This window comes from Anaerolinea thermolimosa (genome assembly GCF_001050195.2).
Lineage (GTDB): Bacteria > Chloroflexota > Anaerolineae > Anaerolineales > Anaerolineaceae > Anaerolinea > Anaerolinea thermolimosa.
In genome coordinates this window covers 98,510-121,688 of record NZ_DF967966.1, presented here as the reverse complement: position 1 = coordinate 121,688, position 23,179 = coordinate 98,510, and the positions used below count along the sequence as shown (strand labels likewise).

19 protein-coding genes are annotated in these 23,179 nt (G+C 57.2%); 7 read left to right on the top strand and 12 right to left on the bottom strand.

Going from position 1 to position 23,179, the window contains the following annotated elements; translation table 11 throughout:
• Nucleotides 1-9: 9 nt before the first annotated feature.
• Nucleotides 10-486 (bottom strand): AraC family transcriptional regulator, encoded by a 477-nt coding sequence (locus ATHL_RS15990; protein ID WP_062195871.1) that lies wholly within the window; start codon nucleotides 484-486, stop codon nucleotides 10-12.
• Nucleotides 487-578: 92 nt separating this feature from the next.
• Here ATHL_RS15990 and ATHL_RS15985 point away from each other — a divergent pair, with 92 nt between their 5' ends.
• Nucleotides 579-1,595, top strand: a complete 1,017-nt coding sequence (locus ATHL_RS15985) for a helix-turn-helix transcriptional regulator (RefSeq protein WP_162787768.1) — start codon at nucleotides 579-581, stop codon at nucleotides 1,593-1,595.
• Nucleotides 1,596-1,794: 199 nt separating this feature from the next.
• On the opposite strand, the gene ATHL_RS15980 is transcribed toward ATHL_RS15985, so the two are convergent.
• From ATHL_RS15980 to ATHL_RS15935, 10 genes are all read right to left on the bottom strand, one after another.
• Nucleotides 1,795-2,625: an ABC transporter permease gene (locus ATHL_RS15980; protein ID WP_062195868.1), complete on the bottom strand. Its 831-nt coding sequence runs from the start codon at nucleotides 2,623-2,625 to the stop codon at nucleotides 1,795-1,797.
• Entirely contained in the window at nucleotides 2,622-3,566 is a 945-nt protein-coding gene (locus tag ATHL_RS15975) for an ABC transporter ATP-binding protein (RefSeq protein WP_201798015.1), read from the bottom strand. The genes ATHL_RS15980 and ATHL_RS15975 overlap by 4 nt, the downstream gene beginning before the upstream one ends.
• A gap of 110 nt (nucleotides 3,567-3,676) precedes the next feature.
• Nucleotides 3,677-4,330: an SdpI family protein gene (locus ATHL_RS15970; RefSeq protein WP_062195864.1), complete on the bottom strand. Its 654-nt coding sequence runs from the start codon at nucleotides 4,328-4,330 to the stop codon at nucleotides 3,677-3,679.
• 81 nt (nucleotides 4,331-4,411) lie between these two features.
• Nucleotides 4,412-5,299: a slipin family protein gene (locus ATHL_RS15965; protein ID WP_062195885.1), complete on the bottom strand. Its 888-nt coding sequence runs from the start codon at nucleotides 5,297-5,299 to the stop codon at nucleotides 4,412-4,414.
• Nucleotides 5,300-5,393: 94 nt separating this feature from the next.
• Entirely contained in the window at nucleotides 5,394-5,804 is a 411-nt protein-coding gene (locus ATHL_RS15960; protein ID WP_062195863.1) for a GntR family transcriptional regulator, read from the bottom strand.
• A gap of 120 nt (nucleotides 5,805-5,924) precedes the next feature.
• A complete protein-coding gene (locus ATHL_RS15955; RefSeq protein WP_062195861.1) occupies nucleotides 5,925-9,188 on the bottom strand; it encodes a DEAD/DEAH box helicase in 3,264 nt (1,087 codons plus the stop codon).
• A gap of 87 nt (nucleotides 9,189-9,275) precedes the next feature.
• On the bottom strand, nucleotides 9,276-10,007 hold the full coding sequence (locus tag ATHL_RS15950) for an SDR family NAD(P)-dependent oxidoreductase (protein ID WP_062195859.1): 732 nt from the start codon (nucleotides 10,005-10,007) through the stop codon (nucleotides 9,276-9,278).
• 66 nt (nucleotides 10,008-10,073) lie between these two features.
• Complete coding sequence (locus ATHL_RS15945) at nucleotides 10,074-10,220, bottom strand: Flp family type IVb pilin (RefSeq protein ID WP_062195883.1); 147 nt, start codon at nucleotides 10,218-10,220, stop codon at nucleotides 10,074-10,076.
• Nucleotides 10,221-10,346: 126 nt separating this feature from the next.
• On the bottom strand, nucleotides 10,347-11,870 hold the full coding sequence (locus ATHL_RS15940; RefSeq protein ID WP_162787767.1) for a M1 family metallopeptidase: 1,524 nt from the start codon (nucleotides 11,868-11,870) through the stop codon (nucleotides 10,347-10,349).
• 3 nt (nucleotides 11,871-11,873) lie between these two features.
• The gene (locus ATHL_RS15935; protein WP_062195856.1) at nucleotides 11,874-12,857 is read right to left on the bottom strand and encodes an aldo/keto reductase; all 984 of its coding nucleotides are present in this window, start codon (nucleotides 12,855-12,857) and stop codon (nucleotides 11,874-11,876) included.
• Nucleotides 12,858-13,020: 163 nt separating this feature from the next.
• Here ATHL_RS15935 and ATHL_RS15930 point away from each other — a divergent pair, with 163 nt between their 5' ends.
• Nucleotides 13,021-13,713 carry an RraA family protein gene (locus ATHL_RS15930; protein WP_062195854.1) on the top strand — a complete coding sequence of 231 codons (693 nt, stop codon included), beginning with the start codon at nucleotides 13,021-13,023 and terminating at the stop codon, nucleotides 13,711-13,713.
• 1 nt (nucleotide 13,714) lies between these two features.
• Here ATHL_RS15930 and ATHL_RS15925 read toward each other — a convergent pair whose 3' ends face one another.
• A complete protein-coding gene (locus tag ATHL_RS15925) occupies nucleotides 13,715-15,298 on the bottom strand; it encodes a M23 family metallopeptidase (RefSeq protein ID WP_062195852.1) in 1,584 nt (527 codons plus the stop codon).
• A gap of 125 nt (nucleotides 15,299-15,423) precedes the next feature.
• On the opposite strand from ATHL_RS15925, the gene ATHL_RS15915 reads away from it, so the two are divergent.
• The 5 genes from ATHL_RS15915 (at nucleotide 15,424) to ATHL_RS15895 (ending at nucleotide 23,120) form a co-directional block, all read left to right on the top strand.
• Entirely contained in the window at nucleotides 15,424-17,010 is a 1,587-nt protein-coding gene (locus ATHL_RS15915) for a histidine kinase N-terminal 7TM domain-containing diguanylate cyclase (protein ID WP_062195850.1), read from the top strand.
• 52 nt (nucleotides 17,011-17,062) lie between these two features.
• Nucleotides 17,063-17,845, top strand: a complete 783-nt coding sequence (locus ATHL_RS15910; protein ID WP_062195849.1) for a hypothetical protein — start codon at nucleotides 17,063-17,065, stop codon at nucleotides 17,843-17,845.
• 23 nt (nucleotides 17,846-17,868) lie between these two features.
• Nucleotides 17,869-19,731 (top strand): CHAT domain-containing protein, encoded by a 1,863-nt coding sequence (locus ATHL_RS15905; RefSeq protein ID WP_062195847.1) that lies wholly within the window; start codon nucleotides 17,869-17,871, stop codon nucleotides 19,729-19,731.
• A gap of 23 nt (nucleotides 19,732-19,754) precedes the next feature.
• On the top strand, nucleotides 19,755-21,866 hold the full coding sequence (locus tag ATHL_RS15900; RefSeq protein WP_062195846.1) for an ADP-ribosylglycohydrolase family protein: 2,112 nt from the start codon (nucleotides 19,755-19,757) through the stop codon (nucleotides 21,864-21,866).
• Between the two features lie 234 nt (nucleotides 21,867-22,100).
• Nucleotides 22,101-23,120 (top strand): LacI family DNA-binding transcriptional regulator, encoded by a 1,020-nt coding sequence (locus ATHL_RS15895; RefSeq protein WP_062195844.1) that lies wholly within the window; start codon nucleotides 22,101-22,103, stop codon nucleotides 23,118-23,120.
• The last annotated feature ends 59 nt before the right edge of the window (nucleotides 23,121-23,179 follow it).

Genomic DNA, 23,179 nt, shown 5'->3' with positions numbered 1-23,179 from the left:
CCAACGGGGTTATTCGGCAATCGGCATATACAGATCGAGCACCAGGTCTGGAAAGCCCTGTTCCAGATCGCCGAAGTGCTCTTCAAGCCACTGGTGGCTTCCCATCCGATACGGACTGCGTTCGCGCCATGCCACCAGTTTCATCCAGCTCCGGTGAATGTCGTCGCCATCCTTCGGATGGATGCGCATCACTGCGTACAGCCCCCCGGGAAAGTCAAACACCCGCACATCCCCTTCAGACTGGATGCTTTCGTCGACCGTCACCCAGACGTCGTAACCGTAATTCGGGCTGCCGGGTGAAGGGTTCGGGTTGTTGTACCCAAAATAGCGGTGGGGTTTCCCATCCCGGTCAAGACCCTTTTCCCGTACATAAGCACGCAGCAGCTCAAAGGCTGTTCGTTCTGGCGACGCACCATAACCATTCAGGCACGCCACCCGCAAAGGCTCCAGCCGAACAATGCGAACGGGCAATTCTTCGTCGTGCATGATTTGTTTTCTCCTGTTATTGAATCTGCGGATCGATCCTGCCTGATCATACCTGAAATACCTGACATCTCCTGTCATGTATTATGTTATACTTGGATGTATCTTTCCCCACCGGGTTTCCCATGCGCGCCGACCGCCTCCTTTCTCTCCTCATGTTATTACAAACGCACGGCAGGATGACCGCCCGTGATCTGGCCGCAGAGCTGGAAGTTTCCGAACGCACCATTTACCGTGACCTTGAGGCGCTCAGCACCGCAGGCATACCCGTGTACACCGAACGCGGCCCGGGCGGAGGTATTGCCCTTGTAGAGGAATATCGCACGAACCTCACCGGCCTCACCGCCGATGAAGTGCAGGCATTGTTCATGCTCAGCATTCCTTCGCCCCTGCTCCAGCTTGGGGTGGGCGAGACTTTGCGTTCCGCTCTGCGCAAACTGGCGGCGGCCCTCCCTCCCTCCCGGCTGCCTGACCGCGAGATGGCCCGCCAGCGCATTTATCTGGATACAAGCTGGTGGGGGCAACCGGGGCAGGTGCTCCCGCACTTGGCCACCGTCCAGCAGGCCATCTGGCAGGAACGCCGTCTGCGGGTGGCAGTACGGACATTTTTCGGAGGAGAGATCGACGTAATCGTCGAACCCCTGGGGCTGGTGGCCAAAGCCAGTGAATGGCACCTGGTTGCCCTGCGCAGTGGCCGCCCGCATGTTTACCGGGTGGCAGACCTGACAGCAGTTGAGATGCTGGAAGATGCCTTCGAACGCCCGGCAGACTTCAACCTGGTAGCCTTCTGGGAAGCCTACTGTGCCCGGGTAGAAGCCGAACGCGGCATCTACGGGGTGCGGTTGCGCATCTCCCCTGACCTGGCGCGTGAATTGACCTGGCACCTGGGAGAACAGGCCGCCGGGGCGCTTAGCCGCGCCGGAGCGCCCGATGCAGAGGGCTGGCGCGAAATTACCCTCTGGTTCAGCGATCCTGCCGAAGCTCGTGGCCGTATTCTATCTCTGGGGCGCGCCGCCGAAGTGATCGATCCCCTCCCGTTGCGCAAGAGTGTCCTCGATTATGCCCGTCAAATCGTCCAGTTTTATGAAGAGCGAAGCCATGAGAAGGGGTAAAACCCGTCGGGAGAAGCGCCTCTACATTTTGAGAGGGTATTTTCCACCCTGCCTCTCCACCCAGGCCTTCTCTTCACGGGCAATTGTTGCCCGGGAGAGGAAAAACGATTTTCCTGCGAAATCTCACGTTCCATAAAAAATCCCCGCCCTTCAGGGCGGGGACGGGGACGATAAATCCAGTAACCCTGAAAATAAGCCCCTATTGTACGCTGGTCAGCAAAGAGGCGCGGTTGAAGGTGCGTACGGCCACCACCGTCAACCCGGCCGCAACCAGCCAGATCACCAGCCCAAGCGCCAGTCCAACCCCAACACTCAGGTAAAGCACCCCTGTGGCCTGCCCCACCAGCAGGGCCACAACCAGCAGCACCAGCGAGGCGCTCGACTGGTACGCCCCCATAAAGGTAGGGTTCCGCGACGAAATTAAAACGGTGGCTGAAATCCCCAGCAGAGAAAGCGCCGGAGACACCCAGAAGATCAGTGCATACCACGTGGGCAGCGGGAACCAGATGCCCCCCATGATCGGGTAGGCGGCAATGTTCACCACCAGAGCATAGACCAGAAAACATGCCCACGAGATACCCACCGCCGGTAGACCCGCCGCCAGCACCTTACCGAGGAACAATTCGGCGTCACTGGCCGGGGTGTAGAGAAGCGCCTCGATGGTTTTGCGCTCCCTTTCACCCGCGAACGACTCGGCCGCGATCACCGTGGCAAACATGAGCGGAATAATCAGAAAAAAGGGGGCAAAAAAATAGCCCAGCATCAGCCAGATCATCCCCTGCAGTCCGCTCATTCTGGCCAGCGGTTCGGCCATAAAGGCTGGCATGCGCTGGAGAAATGTGGCCAGGTCGGGGTCGTTGAGCGCCGAAGACGTGGCCTGTGGCGCGGCAATGGCACCGATAATCAACGCCAACGGCATGATGACGATAAAAATCGCCGGAACGACGATCATCGGCACCCAGACCGCCCGGTTACCGCTGGCCTCACGGATGTCCTTCTCGGCAATCGTGAAAATCGCTTTCCAGTTCATACTTCACCTTCGCGGGACTGCTCTTGCAGCTTGAAATACATATCCTCAAGGGTCATCTTTTCCGGCTCTACTCGCACAACCTGCGCTCCTGCCTGCACCAGGCCGGTGACCACACCGGCGATGGCGGACTCTCCCTCCACTTCCAAATTCAATCCTTTTGGTTCGCTTTCAACCCGCCGAACCCCGGGCAGGCGGAGAAGATCAACCGGCGGGGTGAACTCTTTCAGAAAGGTAATCCGCACCTTCAGGCCCTCCTGGAGCCGCCGACTTAGTTCATCCAGGCTCCCCAGCGCCACCAGCCGCCCGTGATTCAGGATCGCCACCCTCGAACAAAGGCGTTCGGCTTCACTCAAAATATGCGTGCAAAGGAAGACGGTGTGTCCGTCACGGCGGCAGATGGATTCGATCAATTCACGCACCTGAAGCGCCGATTCCGGGTCGAGGCCTGAAGTGGGCTCATCCAGAAAGATCAATTCTGGCCGGTGAAGCAGGGCGCGTGCCAGAGCCAGGCGCTGTTTCATCCCTTTGCTGAAGGAACCCACCTTATCGTGAGCGCGTTTATCCAGCTCGAAAAACGTTAAAAGCTCTTCCATGCGCTGTTTCAGGAGCCCGGGTTCCATACCCGCCAGCCTGCCAAAGAATTCCAGATTCTGACAGGCGGTCAGGCGTTCGTAGAGGGCGGGAGTTTCGGTGAGCACACCGGTACGGGCGCGCACAAGGCTCCCCTCCGAAACCGGGTCCAATCCCAGCACCTTCATCGTTCCACTCCGCGGGCGGTAAAGCCCGTTGAGCAAACGGATGGTCGTGGTTTTTCCGGCACCATTGGGGCCCAGCAGGCCGAAAATTTCTCCCCGTCCGACCTCAAAGGTCAGCCCATCGACGGCCCGGCGCTCGCCAAAGGTGTGCACCAGGTTTTGAACCGAGACCATGGCTTCCATCATTCCCTCCCTGAGGGTACTCCTTGCATCGTTTCACGTGAAACATGGATTGCTACGGGGCCTTTGACCCCCAGAACCCATCTGAAATGGACAGGTTGTTTCACGTGAAACATTTACCCGCCCCTCTGTTGTTCCTGCCTGAAGGCCACATACGAATAAGCCACCGGCACGAAACTCGCCACCATAATCAGGCCGAACATCACCCAGAAACTGATTTCTCCGGGCAGAAGCGCCCCGCCAATCACCAGCAGACCGGCGACCTTAAACAACAGCCCGCCCAGCCGGTGGGTTTTCTCCCACACGCGGTCACTGGAGAGCGTCCAGGGGGTGCGGATGCCAATAAACCAGTTGCGCCGGGCATGATCGAGCAGAAAACCCAGCCCAAAGAACAGCCCTCCCATCGCCGGTAGCATCACAGACGACATGTTAAACGCCACTCCCAGACCCGCCAGCAGGGTAAGCGCGTGCATGTAAAGCATGAAGACCGCAAAACCGACCACCGCCCAGTTGTAGGTGGTACGGAATTTCTCTACATTGGCACGCAGCGGGTCAATTTGCGGAATGTAAAGGATCATCACCCCCAACCCGAACATCAAGGCGGGCATCAGGTAGAGCGCGGTATTTCGGGAAGAATAACCGTCAATCTCCCCGGCGGCATTCCAGTGAGAGGGCACCCTCTCAGGCAGAAGCGGGGCCGCCAGCAGGCTGCCAGCCAGCCCCAGTACGGTCAACACCACAAGAATCAGCAACGTCCTTCGAATGGTCATTGTTTTCCTCCATAACAGATCGAAGTTGGAGGGGAGCCCAAACGCTGCCCTCTTCAAGATTAAGCTTCCCGACGAGAAGGCTTACTCCCCGGGTTCGGGAGAGAGGTTCTGTTGCGCCAGCGAAACCATCCCGCTTAAGCCGCCCAGGTTCATCGTATCCACCGCGCTGGATGGCACGATGACCAGCGCGCCCTTCTCTTTAAGCCCTTCAAAGAGCATGTTCATGGCGCGCAGGTGCAGAGCTGTGGGATTATTCTGATAGGCCCGTGAAGCCTCAGCGAAGCTTTCGGCAATTTGTTTTTCAGACTCGCCCAGGATGACGCGCGCCTGCCGTTCACGTTCGGCCTGCGCCTGACGGCTCATCGCCTCTTCCAGCCCCTGAGGAATGATCACATCCCGAATCTCCACCGATTGCACGGTGATTCCCCAGGGGGTGGTGCGTTCGTCAATGATCTTCTGCAATTCGGCGTCCATCCGCGCCCGCCCGATGAGAATATCGGCCAGGGGCATCTGCCCGATGACCTCACGCAGGGCCGTCTGCGCCGCCCAGGCAATCGCCGTCCGGTAATCCTCCACTTCCAGTGCCGCTTTCTCGGCATCCCACACCACCCAGAAGAGGACGGCATCCACATTTACCGGCACAGTATCACGGGTGAGGGTTTTCTCGGCAGAAAAGGGGGTTACCAGCACGCGCTGATCGATCCAGTTCGAAATGCTGTCGACGACCGGAATAATCCAGAAGGCTCCCGGCCCGCGCAGGGAATGGAACCTCCCCAGCCGCAGAACCACGGCTTTCTCCCACTGACGTGCCACCTTAAAGGCAAACAAAATATAGGTGCCCAGTAGTAGAAAGAGTGCGAAGGTCAACCCGGTCCACCCGTCAGGCACTCCGGCCGTATCCATAAGAATGGCAACCAGCACCCCGGCTATCAACAGAATGATAAAGAGCGCCAGCGCCGCCGGATTCATATGCTCATCGACACTTTTCTTCGCCGTCAACCGGGAAGATTGACCCTCTCCAGACGGAGTTGTCATTGTTTTTGCCATATCACCCTCACTTTGCTCAACCATTCGACTCATCTGATAACCCTCTGAGAAGCGCCTTCTCAAAGGCTTCCCGAATGACTCGGGGGGAGTATCCCAATCGCAGTGCCTGCTGCGCAAAATCTTCAGCCAGATGTTCTAACGTGACCTGCCGCAGGCGCTCGCCATGATCGGCATCCGGCGGGGCAAGGATATACGTGCCGCGCCCTTGCTGGGTAGAAATCATCCCCGCTTCGTCGAGAATGCGGTAAGCACGCGCCACCGTATTGAAATTGACCCGCAATTCCAGCGCCAGCTGACGCACCGTGGGGAGCTGGTCGCCTGGTTTCAATTGCCCGCCGTGGATACGCCGACGCACTTCCTCTACAATCTGCTCGTAAATCGGAGTTCCAGAGCGAAAATCCAGCTGAAAGTGCAGTTCAACGGTCAACGTCTGACCTCCATACAATGTATCATTGTATCATTGAATGAATTGTATGAGAGCTGGTCATGAATGTCAAGAGGTTCAAGATCAAGAAAGCGTCAAGGATGGAGGTATCAAAGGGGGCAATCAGCTGAAGAGATACTGCACGTCTTCCACGCCCAGATTCTTAAAGATGGAGCCATCGGTCTGGATCAACTGCTCCACCAGCTGTCGTTTGTGTTCCTGAAGAAGAAGGATCTTCTCTTCTACGGTATCGCGCAGGATATATTTATAAATAAAGACCGGCTTATCCTGCCCGATGCGGTGCGTGCGGTCACTGGCCTGCATCTCAACCGCCGGGTTCCACCATGGGTCAAGGTGAATGACGTAATCGGCCGCCGTCAGGTTCAGCCCTACCCCGCCCGCTCGCAGGCTGATGAGGAAAAACGGAATCGCCGGATCGTTCTGAAACCGGTCAACCTGCCCCTGCCGGTCACTGGTCTGTCCGTCCAGGTAAGCATACGGAATCTGCCGCGCATCCAGTTCGGCGCGCAGCAGCCTGAGGCTCTCCACAAACTGCGAGAAGACCAGCGCTTTATGGCCTTCGGCCTGAAGTGTGGTGAGGTGTTCCAGCGCCAGCTCGAACTTCGCCGATTCGCCGCGGAAATTGGAGAACACCAGCCGGGGATGGATGCAAATCTGCCGAAGCCGCAACAACCCTTCAAGAATCTTCATCCGCGAATCCTGAAGGCCCTCTTCCTCAATCAGGTTAAGCAACTGGTTGCGGTATTCCTCGCGCACCTGATGATAAAGCCGTTTCTGCGACGTTTCCATCTCGCCGTAAACCACTTCCTCACTGCGGGGCGGCAGATATGGAGCCACCTGTTCCTTGGTTCGGCGCAGGATAAAGGGATAAACCGTTTGCCGTAACAGGCGTGCGCTGGCTTCATCCTTCTGAGCCTCAATGGGACGGCTGAACTGATCACGGAAAGAGTGAATGCTCCCCAGCAGGCCAGGGTTGATAAATTCGAACTGCGACCACAGCTCAAAGGTGTTGTTTTCGACAGGCGTGCCGGTCATCACCAGGCGGTGATCGCTTTTAAGCAGTCGGCAGGCTTTGGCCGCCTGCGAAAGCGGGTTTTTGATGGCCTGCGATTCGTCGAGGATAGCGTAATGAAAGGTGTATCCGCGCAATTCTTTGATGTCTCGCACGACAATTCCGTACGTGGTCAGGATAAGATCGTATTGATCGAAGAGGGACACCTCTTTGACGCGCAACTGACCGTGATATTGCAGGACGCGCAGCGATGGCACGAACTTTTCAATCTCCCGTTGCCAGTTCGCAAGCAGAGAGCGCGGCACCACCACCAGGCTGGCATGGGTCGAGGCCCCCTGCTCCTTGAGAGAAAGCAGAAAAGCCAGCACCTGCAGGGTTTTTCCCAGCCCCATATCATCAGCCAGGCAACCACCGAAACCCACCTCATGCAAAAAGTGCAACCAGTCGTAACCGGCTTTCTGGTAAGCCATCAATTCACCCTGCAGACCCCGGGGCAGTGGCTGAGGGGCAATCGAGGATACCGCCCGCAGCCGCTCGCGGCGGCGTTGAAATTCCTCGTCGGTTGTCAGTTCAGGTTCTTCTCTCAACAGTTGATCCAGCAGAGAAATCTGGTTCTTCTCGAAGCGTAAGCCACCGGCAGTTTCCTTGCTCAGGCCAAAGAGATGCCTGTAACGCTCAGCCCATTCCTCCGGCAGCTCCCCGATGGAACCATCGGCCAGCTTGACGTAACGCTGATTGTTTTTCAGCGCCCGGTAGACTTCACCAAAGGCCGCCTCCACATCGCCAAACCTGACCGAAACCTGAAGATCGAACCAATCGATATTCGAGGAAATGAAAAATGAGAGGGTCGGCTTCAGGCGATTGACCCGTGCGCTTTTGATCTTTTCCTCGCCGTAAATTTCAAAGCCATCCTGCACAGCGCGGGGCAGGTACTTCATCAGAAAGTCCACCACGTCAACCCGGGCGCGCAGATTGAACAGGCCATTCGATCCGGCGGCACGTTTGAGCCCGTATTGAGACACCTTCCTGAACGCTTCCTGTTCGGCCTCAAGCTGGCGCTGGATCTTTACGTAGGCGTTCTGCTCCAGATCAAACCGGGTGTGTATTTCCGGAGATGCATCCTCATAGGGTAGCTCATACTCGCCATAACCAAACCGAAGCCAGACGTTCAACTGGCCTTTTTTCTCTTCCAGATACAGACGGGGTAATGGCGACTCGCAAACCAGCACCTGACGAATGCCATCTCCCACTACCGGGAACTGCTCCGCCAGTCTTGGAAGATATTCTTCCATGAATAACGGCGTCTCAGCGGCGGGGATGAGTAACTCTCTGGTCTTAAGAAGGTTATCCAGCTGTTCTGCCTCCACCGTCGATTCCACTTCGGCCAGCATATCCCCACTCAACAGCCAGAGCGGTGATTCCAGAATAACCCGGGGTTTAGAGCGGCTCTTCCACGGTTGACGGTTGAGGTGGAAAGCAAAACGCACCATCAGATCGCCGTTCTCTTTTTTTCGAGCATCCAGCACTACTTGAAGTTTATCCGCAGGAAGGCGCAGTGGACCCGCAACCAGATGAAGGGTGTTGAAACTTTCTTCCACCCAGTAAAGCGGCCAGCCTGTTTGCCGCAGAAGGACAAGGGCTTCCCGGATCATCACCTGATGCAGGGTATTGGTAGAAGCGTAGGGGTTATATCCCTGAACAGAACGAACCGCCTGAAGTAACTTTGCCAGCCTCACCGCCTCAGGCGGAAGGTTGACGCAATGCGCTGCGTCCAGGGAGCGATTGGGGCGCATCGTGAATTGATTCAACAGCTCAGGATTTTCTCCCAGAAAGGCAGGCATTTCCTGCGGAGAGGAAAGAATCTCATCTGGAAGTGCACCTGACAATTTACGCATCGCGGCGATGGCCGGACGAATCGACCATTCATGATCGCTTTCGATGAGCATGAAGAGTAAAAAGTAGTCGCCGCCTGTTGCCGGGGCCTTTTTCTCATGTTTGAGGGGAGTTTCCTGAATAAAAACCAGCTGGTTTTGCCAGGAATTCTTAATTTCTTCATTCAGAATATTCCGCCCCAGGATGGCCGCACCGGCCAGGTGGGCACAGAAAACATTCCTCGCAGCCACCGGGCAGGCACACCGACCGACCAGCCGTTGGTCTCGCCATTCCAGGCGGATGCGGTGCGCGGAATCTCCCTTAAACTCGCAAAGAAGAAAGGTATCTCCATGCTCTACCAGGGTAAGAAGACCACCCTCGACATATTCCTGCCCCCGCATGAGATACGCCGGAGAGAAATCACGATAAAGGTTAAACATCGAAAGCGCGGCCGCGAATTGTTTCTTTTCTAAAAAGGACATATCTGTTTCCAAAACACGCCTGGAAATCGACGTGAAATTTCCGGTTTCACCTTCGTATTATACCTTCCCATCTTCATCGAGCCTGGTTCAACGCAGGGACTCGCCGCCGTCTACAGGGAGCACCACACCCGTGAGAAAATCTGCTTTCACCAGGTAAAGAACCGCATCCGCCACATCCTGCGGGCTGCCCCAGCGTCCCAGCGGGTTGCGGCTGGCATCGCGGGCAATCTTCTCCGGCGTGTAATGCGCCGGGGGGAGCACCGGCCCGGGGGCAATGGCGTTCGCCCGCACTGTGGGGGCCAGCTCCAGCGCAAACTGCCGGGTGAGGGCGAGCAAACCAGCCTTGCCTGCGGCATGGGCCGTGAAATTATGCCAGGGCTTCCAGGCAGAGGAATCGATCAGGGTAATGATACACCCCGCACCCCGTTCGCGCATCGCGGGAGCCAAAGCATTAACCAGGTGAAACGCCCCATCAATGGATACCGCCGTGATGCGCCGAAAGAGCATCGGGTCAGCGGCAGGAAAGGGTGTCGTCTGAAAGAGCGACGCCCCGTAAACCAGAATATCCACCCCGCCGAAGAATGCCAGCACCTGCTCGGCCAGCGCCACACTCTGTCCGGCTTCTGCCAGATCTGCCTGAAAAGAAGCCGCCTGCACCCCTAGTGAACGCGCCTCGGCGACCACGGTTTCAGCTTCTTCCCTGGAAGTATGGTAATGGACAGCAATATTGGCCCCGGCCTGCGCCAGAGCCAGGCTGATCACCCTGCCTACCCGTACCGCACCACCGGTGATGAGTGCTGTCTTGCCCCGAATTTCCACCCTTTAAGTATAAACCAGAAAGGCGCCCTCAGCGGGCGCCTTTCTGCAACGGCGAAAGCGAGATGACTAAATTTGGTTGACGATGTTGCTGAAGATGTTGCCGATGGCCGGGCCGAGCAGGGCCAGGATGACAATCACCACCACAGCCACGAGTACGAGGATCAGCGCGTACTCCACCAGACCTTGACCTTTTTCCTTCGGAGCGAATAACATGGTATAACCCCTTTCTGAAAAATGATGATGGATAAATTCCTGAATGGAATCTCTGAACATCATTATAGATAAAATCCACAAAAAAGAAATAACTTTCACCTTACAGGAGCCTAACAGAATGCGCGGTCAGGGAGTGGACTGAAAGTACTCGCCCAGCAAGCCCGAAAGGTCTGCACTGGAATGCGCCCTCAACACCCTGAAGAAATCTTTTCCGGTAGCAACCTGCTTTGAGAAGCGACCGGCATAATCTTTGAGAAAGGCAAAGAAAGCCTCATCCCCCACCTGCTGACGGAGTCGATCAAGGAAGATTGCCCCATTAAGATAAACTGCATCTCGATATGTCCGGTAGGCCTGTGCCTCGCTGTGAGGGTTGTAGATCGAATCGTCAACAAAACCGCGCGGCTGATAATAACGCACACGCACCTCCCACCACCAGGAAAGCGCTTCGGGATGGCGGGATTCGTAATACAGCTTCTCACTGTAGGTGCAAAGCGCCTCGTCCAGCCAGGGCTCCAGAGCCTGATCATTCCCCACCAGCCCATACCACCACTGATGCGCGGTTTCATGTGCGGCCAGAGCGACCAGATAATCGCCCGGGGCGCCACTGTAAAGGTTGTAAAAACCGTTGGAGAGGAAAAACAGGCCGTCGTATTCCATGCCATCCAGGAAGTCTGCTTCGACAACGGCCAGGGTTTCGCGGGGATAAGGAGCAAACAGATTCCCGAACAGCTCGAGGGCCTCTGCTGCTGTTTGAACGGCCGCTTCCCCGGCGATGCGATGAGCCGGGAAAAAATAACCATTCACCGCCACGCCACCAACCTGACGGGTAACCGTCTGGTACAGCGGACTGAGAGAAAGGGCAAACGTGCGCGCCTGAAGAAGCTGATAATGCCGCCATTCACCTTCGCGGCGTTCAGGTGCACTGGCCGCAACCACCAGCTCTGCCGGTGCATGTATCACCTGCAGATTCACCGTGAAATCACTGGCCTCATACACCTGATGCTCTCCGTAAAATCCCGGCGGATGCACCAGCCATCCCTGGCCGGGCCGGTAAGGTGGTAGATAGGGATACCAGTCTACCAGGTTAATCTGCCGCTCTGACCAGCCGAAAACCATGGGGCGCAGAGAAGCATCAGCAATCCGCGCCGGTAAAATCAACTCGTAATCGAGGCTCAGACGAATGACTTCACCCGGTGCAAGGGGGCGGTCGAGACCCACATGCAGCCAGATGCGTTCCCAGCCTGTCCGGGTGACAGCCGGCCCCTGGCTCGATTCAATGGCATTGAGCCGGAAGACCCCCGGATACACGCTGGCATCCACCACCAGCAGTATTTCGGCAATCGATTCACCACTACGGTTGGTATAAGCGATTTCCTCGAGCGCGCTCAGGGTGTGACGCGCGTCATCATATACCGCGGTCAGGGTATAAGCCGGAGCGGGCAGATCGATTGCGGCTGGCGTGCTGGTGATTTGCGGCGCTGAAGAAGGCTCAACCTCCGAAGACATCACCGGCGGTGGCAGGGTTGGCGCCACCGGCGATGCCGTGGGGGAAGGAGTCGTCCTCGCCGTGTTGCACGCACCAAGCAACACAGCGAGGACAGGGAAGAACTTTCGAAACAGACGAAAAGCCGAGAGAAACGTTCGCAGCAAGGTTTACCAGTAATGATGCACCAGAGGTTTAATACGCGCTTCGTAAATGGCTCTCACCTTTTCCATGGTATCAGGCAAGAGCGGCGGCAGATCGGCCGCGGCCACATTCTCTTCGGCCTGGGCAGGCCGCTTGGCACCGGGGATAGCGCAGGTGACCGCATCAAACATCAAAATCCAGCGCAGAGCAAACTGTGTCATCGTCATCCCGGGGGGGACCAGCGGGCGCAGTTCTTCCACTGCCGCCAGACCCACTTCATAATCCACTCCAGAGAAGGTCTCTCCCCGGTCGAAGGCCTCGCCACTGCGATTGAAGGCGCGATGATCATCGCGTTCAAAGGACGTATCGGGCTTAAGCTTACCGGTGAGCAGCCCCGAAGCGAGCGGCACCCGTGCCAGAATGCCCACTTTGCGCCGTTTGGCTTCAGGGAAGAACAGCTCGGTGGGGCGCATTCGGAAAATATTGAAGATGATCTGCACGCTCTGGACGTTGGGGTATTCGATGGCTTTTAACGCCTCTTCGACCTTCTCCACACTCACGCCGTAATAACGCAGCTTACCCACCTGAACCAGATCATCTAATATGCCAAAAACCTCTGGCATGTAGTAAACCTGGGTGGGTGGGCAGTGTAACTGCAAAAGATCCAGTGCTTCCACTTCCAGGTTTTTCAGACTGCGCTCCACAAAAGCGGTCAGGTTAGCCCGGTTATAGCCCTCAGCGGTGTGCGGGTTGAGCCGCCGCCCGGCTTTGGTGGCCACAATGATCTCTTCCTTGCGCGATTTTTTCAGACTGGCAATCAACCGCTCTGAACGCCCGTCGCCATAAACATCGGCCGTGTCAATAAAATTGACCCCCAGATCCACCGCACGATGCAGTGCCGCGAGCGATTCTTCATCCTGTACGGTTCCCCAGGTACCGCCAATGGCCCATGCCCCAAAGCTAATTGCAGAAACATTCCAGCCCGTTCGGCCTAAAGGTCGATATTGCATAGTCTTCCTCCAGAATTACATCCATAGAATCGCCGATTGACCCGCCCGGCATAGCCTGTAGATGCTCAAACCTATTATAGAATGGTTTTAAGCAAATCAAAGGCTGTACGGGGAAAATCCGTTGATTAAAACCCGAAACCAAGGAGGAAACCAACCTGTGAATATGAACCCAACCGAGCGAGAAGAACTGTTGAACCTCTTTAAGGACCTGCGTGTGGCCGATGTACGCGACGGCATGGACTGGAATATGCTTCACTTTCAGGGTTCCATGAGCCCGGATATCCGTCCCATCTGGCGCACGCGGGCGGTGGGCATTGCCCGCACGGCGCGTTACCTTCCTTATAATCAGCCCATTCCAAAACTCTCACCACAGGAGTACACCGAATGGGTGGGCTGGTACTACAACCACGTTTGCACCTACCCGTGGGTCGAAGCCATCCAGCCCGGCGATTTCATTGTCATTGATCAGAGCAACAGCAACGTAGGCCTGTGCGGCTCGAACAACACACTGGAATGCCTGCGGCGTGGAGCAAGGGGGCTGGTCTCGAATGGCGGGGTACGCGACACAGACGAACTGATCCTGCAGAAAATTCCTTTCTGGTCGCGCTTTTGCTCGCAGAGCATGGTACAGGGGCGGCTTCAGTTCGATGCTCAGGACATCCCAGTAGAAGTGGGCGGGGTGACGGTATACCCTGGAGATGTGGTGGTAGCCGATGGTGACGGGGTGGTGGTGGTGCCACGCGCCCTGGCGCGAGAGGTAGCCAGATACGCCCATCAGGAAATGAGCAGCGATAAGGCCTCACGGCGGAAGATGTATGAAGCCCTGGGCCTGCCTCTGGACGACTCGGTGCTGTAAATCAACGCACGATGCGCGCCGGGGCTGAACCATCGGGGCGTGCCTCGATGACCTGCCCTTCTTTGAGGAGCTGGCCCTGATAGGGGAGCTCCCCCGCCTTAACCAGCCAGCCGCTGAGAATGAAGGGCAGGATTGCCCCGGCGCCGATCCATTCTCCATGGTATTTGCGGACAATGTGTACGTGCCTGCCGGTAGCCGGGCCTCCTTCACAGGAAGGATGCCCCAGCGGCTCACCCTGCTTTACCCGTGTGCCCACCGACAGGCGTCCTTCGTTTGCCAGATGCAGATAAAGGAGCGACCAGCCCGTCTGCTCGTACCCGTCACCATCTACATCCAGAACGAGCAGGCCGCGTTCCGATCGGACGACCACCCCGTCGGCCGCAGCTGTGGCCCAGCGCACCGATGGCGTGCACCCTTTAGCTTCATCGGCAGGGGCAAAATCCAGGGCTCCTGCGGGGCTGCCTATTCCCCAGGCCATGTGTGGCCCGCCTGTAAAACTCCAGACCTCACCGGGAGCAAAGGGAAGCTCCCAGTGAGGTTGCGTCTGAGACAGATCAGGCGGGAAGAGCGGTTCGTACTGCGCCGCGCGCTTCCAGGGGTCACCGAACAGAGCATCATACACAGCCAGCAGACCATTCTCCCCGTATACGGCAGTGGGCCAGTCAACGGGAGAGTTGAGGCGGGCAGTAAGATTCTGCACCGCCACCGAACCCGCATTGAGCGCCGGGTGCGGCGGCAGGGTGGTACCGTCCAGAAATTCTATCTTCGAAAAAGTACCGCTTCGCCACCCATAATACGCCTGGGTGAGCAGGCGAGTCACCAGCGCAAGTTCGCGATAAAGACCGCGATGCGAGGGAGCGCCAAAACCGATCGGATAGTCGGGGTCAGGGTTACGCGGTGAGCCGGTCACCCAGCCAGAGCGCCATTCAAGCACGGCCAGCAACAGCCGGGGATTGATCGACGTTTCCAGAGCAATGCGGCGGACGATCTGCGCTCCGCTCATTTCTTCGCCATCGATAGTCTCCCGGAAGGTGCTCAGATACCCGCCAGACGCATTGATAAAAGCCTGTAGATCAAAAGCAGCGGCAGGGGGGCCGTAAATGACCTCACTGTCGGGCAGCAACGCCAGTGCCGGAAGGGTTTCCACGGAAGGCGAGGGCAGGGTAAGAGGAATACCGGCAGGGAGGAGCGCTTCAGGGGAGGTGCCCGCAGGGAGCGAGGAACCCGGAAGCTGTACCGCAAAACGCAGAGACAGGGCGGCGAGCGTATCCCCGGGCTGGGTGAGGTATTGAAGCAACGAGCCGGGTGGGTCGGCAGATCGAAGGGGCGGTACATTCCCGGGTACCGCCTGTGTCAGGCCGGCAAAAGGTTGCCCGGGCTGATTCCCGGCACCAGGGAGAGGGGCAGCGCCAATGGCTCCCGCGCTTCCTCCGGAGAAAGCCGTGGGAAAGGGAACCGGCGACGAATGCACCTCACCACCTGGACTGGAAAACCGCGAACCACCCAGCGCTGGAAGGTTGCAGGCCAGCGAGAGAATCAGGAGGATGATCCCCGTCAGACGAGAAAAAATTGGTCGGCGAACCATGTACTTTCTTGATAAAATTATATCCGTTGATTCGGGGTCCACTGAGGGGCAACAACGATTCACCCCATCCCACCCGGCGTTTCTACCACCCTGTTTCGGCTCACTTAAGGAACGGCACCGGCTTCATGCACACCATTGACGTGCTTTATGCTATCTTTTTATTCCTTTCCGGGTCTGTTTCTGCTTTTACCGGGGGCATCATTTTACGCCGCTGGTCGGCACCCGGTGCCAGCGCCCTGGCTCTGTTCCTGTTCGGCACACTGATCTGGTCACTGACGTATGCCCTGCACTGGGTTTCTCTGACTTCGACGGCCAAGCGTTTCTGGCTGGATATGACATACATTGGCGTTGTGATTACCCCGGGGGCCATGCTGGCGTTTCTGGTGCAGTTTACCCGCCGCGGACGTTTCTTCCGCGGGTGGCGAATTGCCCTTCTGACCATTGAACCCATCGTTACCCTTCTGCTGATGTGGACAGATCCCCTGCACGGCCTTTTTTATGGCGGCAAACGTCTGGCCAACCAGAGTCTGATCTATGACGGCGGCCCGTGGTTCTGGGTCAACGTGATCTATTCCTACAGCCTGATCGCTGTGGCTATCGGGTTACTTGCCGATACTCTTCGCAGGAGTCGCTCTATTCATCGCATGCAGACCCGACTGCTCCTGCTGGGATGCGTTGCTCCGGCAATCATCAACCTTGCGACTTTCCTGGGGTTCAAACCTTTTCCGGGGTTGGACCTCACCCCCATAGCCTTCACCCTCACGGGAATCTTCCTGGCGATGGGGCTGGTTTATTACCGTCTGCTGGATCTGGTGCCTATCGGGCGTGACGTGCTGGTGGAAAATATGAACGAAGCCATGTTGCTGGTGGATGACCGTCAGCTCCTGCTCGATTTCAACCCCGCCGCTCGTACCCTCCTGGGCCTTGGTCCTGAGGTAGAAATTGGCCAGCCCATCGAGGATGTGCTGGCTCACCTCCCCAGATTGCTGGCTTACCTGACGCTCGAAGGCGAAGCTTCCTTTGAGTTAAACCTTCAATCTGAGAAATCGGTTTATCTGGAAGTCCAGATCCGCCTCATTCAAGATCCGATCTCGCACCTTACAGGCAGGTTGATCATCTGTCACGACATCACCCAGCAAAAGCTTTCGCAATTACATGCCGAAGCCCGCCTGAGGCAGATCGAGGCCTTGCAGGTGAGCCTGAGGGAGCTGGCCATTCGCGACCCGCTCACCGGCGCGTTCAACCTGCGCTATGTGCAGGAGACTCTGCCCCGTGAGCTGGCCCGGGCACAGAGGGAACAAAAGCCCCTCAGCCTGGCCATGATCGATGTGGATGGCTTTAAACGGCTGAATGATACTTACGGTCACCCCGCCGGAGACATGATGCTGGTAAACCTCTGCCAGATTCTGTCCTCCCAAACCCGCGAAGGAGACATCCTGGCGCGCATGGGGGGAGACGAGTTTCTGGTGGTACTCCCTTCGGTGGACATTGAGACCGCCCGACACAGAGCTGAGGGGTGGCGTCAGGCGTTTGCCGAAAGTGAACTTCGCTATAAGGATGCCACAATTCGGGGTTCTTTCTCGCTGGGGCTGGCCGCCTTCCCAGCCCAGGCCAGGGATGCAGAAGAACTCATCCGTCTGGCAGACGATGCCCTGTATCAGGCGAAAATGGCCGGTCGAAATCGGTGTGTCGTTGCGGGTATGATGGGTTGATTCCACGCCCCCGGCGATTGACAATTCCTTCCCGACTCTCTACACTAAAAGCATGACCACTGCCAGAGAATGGATTGAACAAATCGAATCGCACCGCACGCAAATCCGAGAGGTGCTCACCCCCGAAGGCTGGCAAACCTTTGAGGCACGCTACTTTGCCCTGACCGATGCCCTCACTGCGGGCGATGACCCGGAGCAGGTCGCCGGGCAGTTGCGCCAGCTGGTGATGGAATTTCCGGCGGTTGCCCGCCTTCTTGAACCTGATCCTTTCGCTCTTTCCCAGCCGTCAACCGAGACCCCACCCTCTGCCCCTTCAGGAGAATCACCTATGCCCCCTGCTACCCCTGTTCCTCAGCCCGCCCCTGCTGAACCCTCACCGCGGGGTTTCAAAACCGAGGATTTTATCCAGATTTTTAAAGAAGCCGTGACTGCGCTGATCGCCATCCTGCTGGTATGGACGACCATCTCCCTGGTAAGGACCCTGATCGGCACCATTGGCGATGAAGCGCGCTTCAACCAGGCTAAAGATATTCTTACCGTGATGACCGGTCTGCTTGGGGTGGTGCTCGGATATTACTTTGGGCGCATCCCGGCAGAAGCGCGCGCCGCCCAGGCTCAGGAACAGGCGGCACAGGCCATTCAAAAAGGGGAACAGGCCATAGCGCAAAGCAAAAGAATGGGAGAGCGCATCGGGGAACTGGCTGAGCAGGCCAACCAGCTGGCCAGCCAGATGCAGGCCGCCCCTGCTCCTCGCGCCCAGGCTGATATGAGTCAGGCCCTGCAGGCATGGGCCGCCGGCGCTGAAGAACTGCGCCGAATGACCCGCGAACATTGAGCCTTCAGAAGGCAGAACCAACCATGCAATCTGCGCGCGAGCTCTCGCGAGACGATTTCATCCTCCTGGAGGGAAACTGGTCGGTCAGATTCAGCCTGGCCCTCCTGGAGGCCGGTCAATCAGTGGCTGTAGTGGTGCATCGGCTCCAGGGAGATCAGGATTATTATTACCTCTACACCCGGCACGAAGCCGAAGACTTTCTGCGCACCGCCCCACCGGAGATGCCGGTAGAGGTTGTACTCGACCTGCATGAGTGGCGCGCAAGCCCGGTGCTTGGCGCGGGAGAAGCAACCACAGGCAACCAGCCAGCGGTGGTCCTTGAAGATGGGCGCCCGGTAGGATATGTACATCCGCTGGCAGGCGCTCTTCGCGCCGAAATTCTGGAAGGCGGGCGTCCCCGGGGGGCACGCCTGTTGCAGCGCTACCTCAAGGCTGATTTTCCCGCCAGCCTGGCCCTCGGCACCAGAGCCGTGCTCAGGGTGAAGCTCTCTCGCAGGAGAGGCCGCCCTGGTGGGCCCGGGCTTGAAGTGGAGCAACCGGCAGGCAGTGTGCTGGACGTGATTGTTCAGGCCCGCCGCGGCCTTGAGGTAGAAGGAGAGCCGCGCGGTCGGCTGGTGGTGGGAAGCCCTGATGAGTACCTTCCCTTACGCTTCACTCTGCGGGCCATCGAGCCGGGCGAAGGCGATTTGCGGGTGATCGTCTTTCGCGAGGGAGCAGTGATCGGGTATCTGCGCCTGAACCCGCAGGTGGTGCCTGCCCCGGCTGAAGCTCCTCCCGGGGGAGAACGTGTGCAATTCGGCCAACCTCTGGCCGAGGTACAGGTAGAGACCCCGGACCTTTCATTGCACATCGAAGAAACCCGTGATGGAACCGGGCGGAGCGGGTTCGTGATGTATCTGAGCGCCAGCGACACCTCCCTTAACCTCAACCTGAAAAAGTACGGGCCGGTGCTCTTCCAGTCTGAGCCGGGGGCGTTTTTCAGTGATTTCTACCGAAAAATCGAAGGCCTGCCCCTGACCTCTGTGGATGAACAATCCCGCGCTTCTCGTGAACTTGAAGGATGGGGGGTTTTCCTCTTTGAACATCTCTTTCCATCTGAGGTGCAGGAACTGCTCTGGTCGCTGAGGGAGCGCATTCGTACGGTATTCATTCAATCTGCCGAACCGTGGGTGCCGTGGGAGCTGTGCCGGCTGACCGGCATGGAACATGGAAGAAAAACCGAGGGAGCGTTCTTCTGTGAGGCTTTCGAGATGACCCGCTGGCTCCCGGGGACGGGCATCAAACCGGCCCTGCATTTGAGCAGGCTCGCCGTGGTAGTGCCTGCCTCCTCAGGGTTGCCCTACAGTGCCGCTGAATTACAATTTTTACTCAGCCTGGCCGGTAACGGGCGGCAGGTGGAACCCATCCCGGCACGTTATCTTGATCTGTTTAAAGCCTTCAGCACCGGAAGCTATGATGGCTGGCACTTCAGCGGGCATGGCGCGGCGCGCGGCAAAGACCCCAACCAGGCAGAAATGATCCTGGACGAACAGGAAACACTCACCCCCATTCGCCTCAGTGGTGAAGCCGCCAACCTTGGGCGTACCTCTCCGCTCGTCTTCCTGAATGCCTGCCAGATTGGCCAGGGGGGCATCTCGCTGACCGATGCAGGTGGATGGGCAAGGCAATTTCTCGCCGCCGGGGCCGGAGCATTCATCGGTGCTCACTGGGCTATTTACGACCGCACGGCTTATTTCTTCGCCCGCGAGCTGTACCCACGCCTGCTCGGCGGTCTGCCGGTTGGGCGGGCTGTGCGCGAGGCGCGGCTGGCCATCAAGCCCGCGGGTGACCCCACCTGGCTGGCGTACACCGTCTTTGCGCATCCGCTGGCGCGAATCGCCCATTAGTTTTATATTTTCCGGTGGTGAATATGAGTCTTCCTCCCGATTACCTCGAACGTGTCTACGCCGGTGTGCTGGGAAAGATTATCGGCGTCTATCTGGGCCGGCCCGTAGAAAACTGGCGTTACCAGGAAATTGTCGAGAAGGTCGGTGAGATACACTCCTATTTGAGCCCATGCTGGGGAAAACCCATCGTGGTTACCGATGATGATATCGCTGGAACCTTTACCTTCTTGAGAGCCATCGAAGATTATGACTATGACCCTGCCATTACTTCCGCTCAAATTGGCCAAACTTGGTTGAACTACATCATTGAAAACCTCACCATCCTCTGGTGGGGCGGGTTATACCATTCTACCGAACATACAGCGTATCTCAATCTCAAACGGGGCATCGCGGCCCCCAAAAGCGGTTCGATAGAGTTGAATGGCCCAGTCATTGCCAACCAGATCGGCGCTCAAATCTACATCGATGGTTGGGCCATGATTGCTCCGGGTAACCCCAGACTGGCAGCAGATTTTGCCGAGCGCGCGGCGCGGGTCAGCCATGATGATGAGGCCATCAACGCCGCCCGGTTGATCGCCGCGATGGAATCGCTGGCTTTTGTCGAAAAAGACATCGATCACCTGTTGGATTCAGGTCTCCTTTTTATTCCACCCAAATCCCTCATCAGTAAACTGGCTCAGGACGTGCGACGCTGGGTTGCTCAAGATGGCAACTGGCGTGAAACGTACAGGCGAATTTCTGAAAATTACGGATACAAAAAATACATCGGGGGGTGTCACATCATCCCGAACCACGCTCTCTTCCTGCTCGGTTTGCTATACGGGCGGGGCGACTTTTCACAATCACTGAGCGTAACCTGTTCCTGCGGTTGGGATACCGATTGCAACGCCGGGAACCTGGGCTGCCTGCTGGGCATCCGCAATGGGTTATCTGCTTTTGATGGCCAAATAGACTGGAGGGGACCGGTTGCCGATCGTTTGTTCCTCCCTACAGCCGATGGTGGCCGGGCTATCACCGATGCTCTGACGGAAGCCCTCCATGTGGTGAACATAGGGCGAGCTCTGGAACACCTGCCCCCAATTTCTCCAAAAGAAGGGGCACACTTTCATTTTTGTATGCCCGGGAGTGTTCAGGGGTTTCGGGCAGAGAATGCACGTCTGTCCAATCCTCTGGGGGAAGGATTAGAGGTTCACTTTACACCTGCCCGGCCCGACGTGTGGTCTCGTGCATCTACAGCAACCTTTATTCTGCCCGAGGATCTTCAACTCACCGGAAATTATCCCTTACTGGCCTCACCCGCCCTTTACCCGGGGCAAAAGGTGGTGGCTCTGGTAACAGCTAACCCTGCCAACGTGTGCACCCTGGAAGTTGGGCTGTTTCTGCGTTTTTACAACGCACTGGATCAACCAGAACTTCTCGCTGGAGATCTGGCTCCATTGCCCCCCGGAGAAGAGGTGGAGCTTTTCTGGACGATTCCTGAACTTAACGGTTGCCCCATCTTTGAAATTGGCCTTCAGGCCAGGGTACCCGCAGGGCAGGCCTTGCCCGCGCACCCCACTTCCATCAGGATCACGCTGGACCGCCTGGGGTGGGATGGGTGCCCCCGGGTGGAATTCCGCCGCCCGCAGCGCCCTGATAGTAAATACCCTGAGATCTGGCGACGAGCCTGGGTGCAGGCCGTGGATCACTGGGAAAATCGTTTTCACCACGCCTTTCGGATCATCCAGGACCGCGGACGGGGAATGATCATCACCGGAACACGCAGCTGGCGAGATTACACAACCAGTTCGGTGATCACCTCAGCCCTGTTTGAGCGAGGTGGAATTGCCGTGCGGGTCCAGGGGCTGGAACGTTTTTACGCACTGGAGTTGATACGGGGGGGAAAAGTGCGGTTGAGCAAATACCGGGATGGAGAGCATATTCTGGCAGAAATGCCATTCGACTGGGAAATCTGGCATCCATACCGGCTGACTCTCACAGCGGCGGGTCCCCGCCTGCAGGCCTGGGTTGAAAATACGCTCTTTTTTGATGAGATTGATTCCGACCGACCCTTGCTGGAAGGGGGGATTGCCCTGACGGTTTTCGAAGGGCATCTGGCCACTCATGCCATTCGTGTGGATGGGCTCATCCATTGACCCGTGTTTGTCCCATATCTGGTTGGTTTTTGATTGCTTGCCACATATGGTGATAAAAAGTTGTAAATCAGGTGGATTTGCCCCCATATGTGGGGTTTCAAAAGTCGCCCACCATTTTTGGGACAGACACATTGACCCAAAACGCTTGACTCTTTTTTTTAGTTCGTTATAATACGTATTAGTGTTACGTATTATCTCTTGAAGCAGGCCCCTTCCGAACCCCGGTCAGCCAGAATGAAACAGAGGAAACCCACTCAATTTGATGTCGCACGGGTTGCGGGAGTGTCTCAAACCACCGTCTCGCTGGTACTCAACAACCCTGATACCCAATCCGTGCCTCCAGAGACACGTACCAAAGTCCTCGAGGCCATCCGGCAACTGGGGTATATTCCCAACAGCGCCGCTCGTACCCTGCGCACCACCCGCACGCATACTCTGGCCTGCATCATCCCCTCTATCACCAACCCGTTTTACCCGGCATTTGTAAGCGGGGTGCAAAATACCGCCGAAGCCAATGGCTACGAGATCATCATCTACAACACCCAGGCTGATGCTAACCGGGAAGCCAAAGTCATCCATCTGGCACGACAGGGGCGGGCAGATGGGGTGGTGGGTGTTTTCTTCCACCTCCACGCGCGAGACCTGCAATCGCTCTTCGAGCAAAACATCGCCGTAGCTCGCCTGGAAGTTCGCAGGCATTCTGCGGGAGAACTTCCCCTGGATAATATTTATGTCGATAATCAGGCCGCCGCACGAGACGCCACAACCTATCTGCTTCGCAAGGGACATCGACGGCTGGCGATGATCACCGGCTTTTTCGGCCCACGTGAAGCCCGCCGCGAAGGCTTTTTACAGGCACTGCGCCTGGTTGAAGAGCACCTCGAGTCTGACATCATCGAAGTGGAAACCTACGATGAGCGTGGGGGCTACGAAGGAATGCACAGATTGTTACAACGCCCCCCCGGTGAATGCCCTACAGCCATTTTTGCCGCCAACGACCTCATGGCCATTGGGGCTATGAAAGCTATCCGCGAGGCCGGACTACGCGTGCCCGATGACCTCAGTGTTATTGGGTTTGACGACATTCCCGCCGCTTCTTTAGTTACCCCTGCACTCACAACCATTCGTCAGTTCCAGCATGAGATGGGAGCCCGCGCCGCACAGCTGGTGATTGAGCGCCTGAACGGTCATGCCCCAGCGGGGGGAAGAGTGGTGGAAATGCCCTATGAGTTAGTCATAAGAGAATCAGCCTGAGAAATTGGAGGTGATGAATATCAGGAAGTAACCATCTTTTTTTGTTGATGTACCGGCAG

What these genes read in the sequence shown, in the direction of transcription:
- ATHL_RS15925 (WP_062195852.1), bottom strand. Translation starts at nt 15,298, where the DNA reads ATGGTTCGCCGACCAATTTTTTCTCGTCTGACGGGGATCATCCTCCTG.
- ATHL_RS15905 (WP_062195847.1), top strand. Translation starts at nt 17,869, where the DNA reads ATGCAATCTGCGCGCGAGCTCTCGCGAGACGATTTCATCCTCCTGGAG.
- ATHL_RS15965 (WP_062195885.1), bottom strand. Translation starts at nt 5,299, where the DNA reads ATGAATCCGGCGGCGCTGGCGCTCTTTATCATTCTGTTGATAGCCGGG.
- ATHL_RS15900 (WP_062195846.1), top strand. Translation starts at nt 19,755, where the DNA reads ATGAGTCTTCCTCCCGATTACCTCGAACGTGTCTACGCCGGTGTGCTG.
- ATHL_RS15910 (WP_062195849.1), top strand. Translation starts at nt 17,063, where the DNA reads ATGACCACTGCCAGAGAATGGATTGAACAAATCGAATCGCACCGCACG.
- ATHL_RS15975 (WP_201798015.1), bottom strand. Translation starts at nt 3,566, where the DNA reads ATGATGGAAGCCATGGTCTCGGTTCAAAACCTGGTGCACACCTTTGGC.
- ATHL_RS15935 (WP_062195856.1), bottom strand. Translation starts at nt 12,857, where the DNA reads ATGCAATATCGACCTTTAGGCCGAACGGGCTGGAATGTTTCTGCAATT.
- ATHL_RS15915 (WP_062195850.1), top strand. Translation starts at nt 15,424, where the DNA reads ATGCACACCATTGACGTGCTTTATGCTATCTTTTTATTCCTTTCCGGG.
- ATHL_RS15930 (WP_062195854.1), top strand. Translation starts at nt 13,021, where the DNA reads ATGAACCCAACCGAGCGAGAAGAACTGTTGAACCTCTTTAAGGACCTG.
- ATHL_RS15955 (WP_062195861.1), bottom strand. Translation starts at nt 9,188, where the DNA reads ATGTCCTTTTTAGAAAAGAAACAATTCGCGGCCGCGCTTTCGATGTTT.
- ATHL_RS15970 (WP_062195864.1), bottom strand. Translation starts at nt 4,330, where the DNA reads ATGACCATTCGAAGGACGTTGCTGATTCTTGTGGTGTTGACCGTACTG.
- ATHL_RS15895 (WP_062195844.1), top strand. Translation starts at nt 22,101, where the DNA reads ATGAAACAGAGGAAACCCACTCAATTTGATGTCGCACGGGTTGCGGGA.
- ATHL_RS15990 (WP_062195871.1), bottom strand. Translation starts at nt 486, where the DNA reads ATGCACGACGAAGAATTGCCCGTTCGCATTGTTCGGCTGGAGCCTTTG.
- ATHL_RS15980 (WP_062195868.1), bottom strand. Translation starts at nt 2,625, where the DNA reads ATGAACTGGAAAGCGATTTTCACGATTGCCGAGAAGGACATCCGTGAG.
- ATHL_RS15945 (WP_062195883.1), bottom strand. Translation starts at nt 10,220, where the DNA reads ATGTTATTCGCTCCGAAGGAAAAAGGTCAAGGTCTGGTGGAGTACGCG.